Source organism: Staphylococcus sp. EG-SA-2 (assembly GCF_017152085.1).
The window spans coordinates 1-1411 of the sequence record NZ_JACYHC010000780.1 but is presented as its reverse complement, the minus strand read 5'-3'; the positions used below and the strand labels follow the sequence as shown (position 1 = coordinate 1411).

The following is a 1411-nucleotide window of genomic DNA, read 5'->3' as shown; positions in this document are numbered from 1 at the left end:
ATATGTCACATTTTGGTATTTCAACATATATTGATGGAGAAGGCGAAGACGGAGGTTCATCCGGTACTATTCAATGGTGGGATAAAACTTACAGTGATAGCGGTATGAATGGCATAACAATCAATTCTTATGGCGGTGTAGTCGCTTTAACATCTGACTACAATCGAATTATTATCGATTCATATGCTTCAGCTAATATTGAAAGTAGAGAAGCGCCGATATATTTATCTCCGAACACCAAAAATAAACCTGGTTTAAACCGATTCGCATTCACATTATCAAACGCTGATAGTGCATACGAAACTGACGGTTATATCATGTTTGATTCAGATGAAAACTATAAGTACGGTGCTGGATTAAGATTTTCTAAACGTAGCAATAAAGGATTGGTTCAAGTCGTTAATGGTGACTATGCTACAGGCGGAGACACTACAATTGAATCAGGTATGGGCAAATTCAACTTAGTTAAACGAAGAGATGGAAATAGTTACGTTAGCATTCAAAGTTATGATTTATTGGCGGTAGGTTCTGATAATGCTGGCGATAGAGTCGCTTCTAATTCTATTTATAAGCGTACTTATTCAGCACCTGCTAACTTACACATTACTTCTGCTGGAACAATTGGGCGTGCTACTTCTGCCAAAAAGTATAAAATTTCAATCGAAAACCAATACATCAATGAAGACGATCAGTTCAGTCATTCAAAAGAGATTTTAAAGCTTCCAATTCGTACATGGTTTGACAAATATGAATCGGAAATAATGGCTAAAGAATTGGAAAGTGGTAAAAAGTTATCTGATGATACTTTTAAACTTAGTCGACATACTGGCTTAATAGCGGAAGAGGTTGAAGAATTAGGATTTAATGAATTTGTTATTTATGATGACAACGGAGAAATCGAAGGTATCGCATACGATAGACTTTGGGTTCATTTAATACCTATTATTAAAAACCAGCAATCAAAAATCGAAAAACTGGAGGAATTAATAAATGAATGATAGCAATCAAGGTTTACAAGCCAATCCACAATATACAATTCACTATTTATCGCAAGAAATCACAAGACTAACACAAGAAAATGCAATGTTAAAAGCATATATACAAGAACAAAATGAAAAAAGCAAAAGTGCTGAGGAAGAGTAATCCTTGGCACTATTTTTATACAAAAATTTAAGGAGGTCATTTAATATGGCAAATGAAATTATCAAAAAAACAGAGAGATTTATTTTAGTACAAATTGACAAAGAGGGAACAGAGCGCGTTTTGTATCAAGATTTTGTAGGCAGTTTTACAACGTCCGATTCAGCAAGTTATGCACAAGATTTTAAATCTGAGGAAAACGCTAAAAAGATTGCTGAAACTTTAAATCTTTTATATCAATTAACAGGCAATCAAAACGGTGTGAAAGTTG

At 34.0% G+C, this 1411-nt stretch carries 3 protein-coding genes; all 3 read left to right on the top strand.

All coding sequences use genetic code 11. The features are described from left to right. On the top strand, positions 1 to 998 hold a 998-nt coding region (locus IDG60_RS14115), incomplete at its 5' end, for a structural protein (RefSeq protein ID WP_206160820.1). Next, the gene (locus tag IDG60_RS14110) at positions 991 to 1143 is read left to right on the top strand and encodes a hypothetical protein (protein ID WP_001000058.1); all 153 of its coding nucleotides are present in this window, start codon (positions 991 to 993) and stop codon (positions 1141 to 1143) included. The genes IDG60_RS14115 and IDG60_RS14110, both read left to right, overlap by 8 nt. Before the next feature lie 45 nt (positions 1144 to 1188). Beyond that, positions 1189 to 1411, top strand: a 223-nt coding sequence (locus tag IDG60_RS14105; protein ID WP_206160819.1) for a hypothetical protein, incomplete at its 3' end; no start/stop codon positions are given.

Coding starts and splice junctions, on each gene's coding strand:
- IDG60_RS14110 (WP_001000058.1), top strand. CDS start 991: ATGAATGATAGCAATCAAGGTTTACAAGCCAATCCACAATATACAATT.